Annotated in this window: 5 protein-coding genes; 4 read left to right on the top strand and 1 reads right to left on the bottom strand. The window is 68.1% G+C overall.

Going from position 1 to position 4,108, the window contains the following annotated elements:
* On the bottom strand, positions 1-139 hold a 139-nt coding region (locus D180_RS22820), incomplete at its 3' end, for an NRDE family protein (protein WP_198526510.1).
* Between the two features lie 326 nt (positions 140-465).
* Here D180_RS22820 and mraZ point away from each other — a divergent pair.
* The 4 genes from mraZ to D180_RS04380 form a co-directional block, all read left to right on the top strand.
* Positions 466-912: a division/cell wall cluster transcriptional repressor MraZ gene (gene mraZ / locus D180_RS04395; protein ID WP_026144304.1), complete on the top strand. Its 447-nt coding sequence runs from the start codon at positions 466-468 to the stop codon at positions 910-912.
* Positions 913-926: 14 nt separating this feature from the next.
* On the top strand, positions 927-2,039 hold the full coding sequence (gene rsmH, locus D180_RS04390; RefSeq protein ID WP_017911836.1) for a 16S rRNA (cytosine(1402)-N(4))-methyltransferase RsmH: 1,113 nt from the start codon (positions 927-929) through the stop codon (positions 2,037-2,039).
* Positions 2,036-2,299, top strand: coding sequence for a cell division protein FtsL (gene ftsL / locus D180_RS04385; protein WP_010344441.1), 264 nt, complete (start codon positions 2,036-2,038; stop codon positions 2,297-2,299). Before rsmH ends, ftsL begins: the two co-directional genes overlap by 4 nt.
* The coding region (locus tag D180_RS04380; RefSeq protein ID WP_017911835.1) for a penicillin-binding transpeptidase domain-containing protein at positions 2,296-4,108 on the top strand (1,813 nt) is incomplete at its 3' end. The genes ftsL and D180_RS04380, both read left to right, overlap by 4 nt.

Below are 4,108 nucleotides of genomic sequence, written 5' to 3'. Positions count from 1 at the left end.
GCCCGGCCAGCAGGCGCTGCGCCGGGGCTGGCCAGCGCTGCAGCGGCGCGGTCGGGCGGGCGTGGAATTCGTCGCGGTTGCCGACCAGCAGCAAGCGCCATCGCGGGTGCGCAGCGTGCGCGAGAACGACCAGACACATGCCCGGCAGTGTGCGCGCTTGCGCAACGCGGCGCGAGCCCGGGCGCCATGTCGACGGCCGGTGACGATGGCCTTAACGCCCCGTACACAGGCCTGAATTTCCGTTCAATCTCAAAATTTGAGACGAAACAGTAACTTGTGGATAAGCCTTGAACAAGTCTCTAAAGATCGTTGCAAACCATTGATCCCGCTAGCGATTTACCGCTCGCAAAGTTGTTGACAACCCGTTGCGCGCTGCTAAGGTGGGCACTTGAGGGGAAACCGGGTTTTTTGTGGTTTTTCGTGGTTCAATGACCGCCCAGGCGGATTCGGAAAGGTGCAGGCGTCGTGTTTCAGGGCGAGACCGCAATCACTGTGGACGACAAGGGGCGTATGGCGGTTCCCACCGCGTACCGCGACCTCGTCGCGCGCGTGAGCGGCAATCGGCTGGTGCTGACCTACAACCCGTTCGAGGCCGGCTGCCTGTGGCTGTATGCGGAGAAGGAGTGGGAGCGGGTCCGTGACGACGTCATGGCCAAGCCCAACACCCAGCGCGTGGTGCGGGTCCTGCAGCAGAAGCTGGTGGGTTCGTCGGCCGCGCTGGAGCTGGATGCCAACGCCCGCATCACCATTCCGCCGAGCCATCGCGCCGCGGTGGGCATTGAAAAGCGCGCCGTGCTGTTGGGCATGGGCGACAAGTTCGAACTGTGGAGCGAGCAGGCTCATCGCGCACTGATCCAGCAGACGTTGTCTGACGAGGATCTGGGCGATGGATTGCTCGATCTGAAGTTGTGAGTCGGGGTGTCCGGATGCGCGGACAGGCGCAGGCCGGTCACCTCCCGGTGTCGCAACCATCGGCGGCGCATGTGCCGGTGTTGTTCGCGCAGGTCCTGGACGGGCTGCAGGTGATCGAAAACGGAATCTATCTGGATGGCACGTTCGGGCGTGGCGGACACGCGCGCGGGGTGCTGCACAAACTCGGCCCAGGAGGCCGGCTGCTGGTGATGGACAAGGATCCCGAGGCGATCGCCGAAGCCGAACATGCGTTCGGCGGCGACGCGCGCGTGTCCATCTATCGCGGCAGCTTCGCCGAGCTGGGCCAGTGGGACGCTGCCGTTGCCCTGGACGGGGTGCTGTTCGACCTGGGCGTGTCCTCGCCGCAGCTGGACGTGGCCGAACGCGGCTTCTCCTTCGGCAAGGACGGCCCGCTGGACATGCGCATGGACCCGGACACCGGCGAGAGCGCCGCGCAGTGGCTGGCGCGCGCCGAGGAGCGCGAGATCGCCGACGTGCTGTGGACCTACGGCGAAGAGCGGCAGAGCCGGCGCATCGCCCGCGCCATCGTCGCCCGCCGCGAGAAGCAGCCGCTGACCCGCACCGCCGAATTGGCCGAGCTGATCGCCAGCGTGATGCCGCGCGGCGACAGCAAGACCCACCCGGCCACCCGCAGCTTCCAGGCCATCCGCATCCACATCAACCGCGAACTGGCCGATCTGGAGACCGGCCTGGACGCGGCGCTGGCCCGGCTCAAGCCCGGCGGCCGCCTGGCGGTGATCAGCTTCCACTCGCTGGAAGACCGCATCGTCAAGCAGTTCATGCAGCGCCACGCCAAGGCCCCGCCGAGCAACCGCCGCCTGCCCGAGGCCACGGCCTTCGTGCCGACCCTGCGCCTGCACGGCGGCGCGATCAAGGCCGACGCCGACGAACTGGCGGTCAACCCGCGCGCGCGCAGCGCGGTGTTGCGGGTGGCGGAGAAGCTGGGAATCGGGAGTCGGGAATTGGGAATCGGGAAAGGCGAAAGCAAGAGCGCGCTTCCCGGGACGGAAGGTTTCCGTGTGCGGTCGACCGGCTCTTCGCCATTCCCCATTCCCGTTTCCCCATTCCCGCCGGCGCATGGCGCGCTCCACAGGAGCGCCCCATGAGCCGGCTTCTGCTGCTCGTGCTGCTCGCCTGCACCATCGCTTCGGCGATCGGGGTGGTGTACATGCGCCATCGCCATCGCCAGTTGTTCGTGGAGCTGTCGCGGCTGGAACACAACCGCGACGAGCTGAACATCGAGTTCGGCCGGCTGCAGCTGGAGCAGGCGACCTGGGCGGAGAGCAATCGCGTCGACCAGGTCGCGCGCGAGCGGCTGGGGATGAAGTTCCCCGAGACCGGCGACATCGTGGTGGTGCGTCCGTGAACAAGAGCGGCCGCAATCGCCCCCGCAGCAACTTCAACCTGCGCGGCCGCCTGGTGCTGGTCGGCGCCGCGCTGGGCCTGTGCTCGGTGACCCTGATCGGCCGCGCGGCCTACGTGCAGTTGATCAACAGCGATTTCTACCAGCGCCAGGGCGAGGCGCGCTACCTGCGCGAACTGCCGATCGCCACCTCGCGCGGCATGATCACCGACCGCAACGGCGAGCCGCTGGCGGTGTCCACGCCGGTGGAGTCGATCTGGGTCAACCCGCAGGAACTGCTGCGCAGCCCCGACCGCATCCCGCAGCTGGCGCAGGCGCTGGAGCTGCCGGTCGACGAACTCACCGCCAAGCTGTCGCAGAAGGCGGACAAGGAGTTCATGTACCTCAAGCGCCGGATCAATCCGGACAAGGCGCATGCGGTGGTCGCGCTGGGCATCCCCGGCGTGTTCTCGCAGCGCGAATTCCGCCGCTTCTACCCGCAGGGCGAAGCGATGGCGCATGTGCTGGGCTTCACCAACATCGACGACCGTGGCCAGGAAGGGCTGGAGCTGGCGTTCGATTCGTGGCTGCGCGGCAAGCCGGGCGCCAAGCGGGTGATCCGCGACCGCAAGGGCGCGATCGTCGAGAGCATCGACCTGGTCAAGCCGGCGCAGCCGGGCAAGGACCTGACCCTGAGCATCGACCGCCGCATCCAGTTCCTGGCCTACAAGGAACTGCGCAACGCGCTGGTCGAGAACAAGGCCGCCGGCGGCTCGATCGTGATCATGGACGTGGCCACCGGTGAGATCCTGGCCATGGTCAACCTGCCGACCTACAACCCCAATGCGGTCAACGGGGTCAACCCGGACGTGCGCCGCAACCGCGCGGTCACCGACCTGGTCGAGCCGGGCTCGACGATGAAGCCGCTGACCATCTCCACCGCGCTCAAGGCCGGGGTGGTGACCAAGGACACGCTGATCGACACCAACCCCGGCTACATGTCGGTGGGCCGCTTCACCATCAAGGACGTGCCGCGCAACAACGGCGTGCTGACCGTGACCGGGGTGATCACCCGCAGCTCCAACATCGGCGCGGCGAAGATCGCGGCCAAGCTGCCGGACCAGACCTTCTACGACCAGGTCCACAGCTACGGCTACGGCAGCTCCCCGCACAGCGGCTTCCCCGGCGAATCGGCCGGCGTGTTTCCGTCGCCGGCACGCTGGAGCGGTTCGTCCAAGACCACCATGTCCTACGGCTACGGCCTGTCGGTGACGCCGCTGCAGATCGCCCGCGCCTACTGCGCGCTGGGCAACGGTGGGCGCCTGGTCACCCCGACCTTCGTCAAGGGCCAGCACGAGGACAGCAAGCAGGTGCTGGACCCGGCGATCTCCAAGGAAGTGGTGGCGATGATGGAGACCGTGGTCACCCAGGGCGGCGCCAAGGGCGCGGCGATCCTGGGCTACCACGTCGCCGGCAAGACCGGCACCGCGCGCAAGGCCGGCCCCGGCGGCTACGAGCGCGGCCACTACAACGCGCTGTTCGCGGGCCTGGTGCCGGCGAGCAACCCGCGCTTCGCCACGGTCATCGTCATCAACGACCCGCAGGGCGCCAAGTACTACGGCGGCCTGGTCTCGGCGCCGGTGTTCCACAACGTGATGGAAGGCGCGCTGCGGCTGATGGACGTGCCGCCGGACGACATCCAGTCGTGGCTGGCCGCGCAGGCCGCCGGCAAGAGCGGTCACGCGCCGCCGCCGGCGCCGGTGGAGCCGGATCCGGCGACCGTGCCCGACGCCGCCGCCGAAGTCGATGCCGCGCTGCCCAGCGCGCGCGCCA

The sequence above is a fragment of the Xanthomonas sp. SHU 166 genome (assembly GCF_000364685.1).
In the GTDB taxonomy this organism is placed as follows: Bacteria; Pseudomonadota; Gammaproteobacteria; order Xanthomonadales; family Xanthomonadaceae; genus Xanthomonas_A; species Xanthomonas_A sontii.
This window is presented reverse-complemented; position numbering and strand designations above follow the sequence as displayed.